The sequence below is a fragment of the Salifodinibacter halophilus genome (assembly GCA_012999515.1).
Taxonomy (GTDB): Bacteria; Pseudomonadota; Gammaproteobacteria; order Nevskiales; family Salinisphaeraceae; genus Salifodinibacter; species Salifodinibacter halophilus.
Genome location: JABEEB010000311.1, coordinates 1 through 266, shown reverse-complemented (window position 1 = coordinate 266; position 266 = coordinate 1). Strand labels below are relative to the sequence as shown.

Genomic DNA, 266 nt, shown 5'->3' with positions numbered 1-266 from the left:
GGCCTGATGCAGCAGCGCCAGATCAACTACACCCGCTCCAACGAGTCCGAAGCCGACCGCATCGGCATCCAGACCCTGTACCGCAGCAACTACGACACCGGGGCGATGGCCGGCTTCTTCCAGCGCATGGCGTTGGCCACGCGCAGCAACAAGGCCAACTGGTACGGCGAGACGCCCGATTACCTGATGACCCACCCGGTCACCACCACCCGCATCAGCGAGGCCAAGGAACGCGCCGAGCAGATCGCGGCCAAGAACAGCATCAC

1 protein-coding gene is annotated in these 266 nt (G+C 64.7%); it reads left to right on the top strand.

Features of this window, described 5'->3' with window-relative positions; genetic code table 11:
* A partial coding sequence (locus tag HKX41_11810) for a M48 family metalloprotease (GenBank protein NNC24819.1) occupies nucleotides 1-266 on the top strand: 266 nt, incomplete at both ends.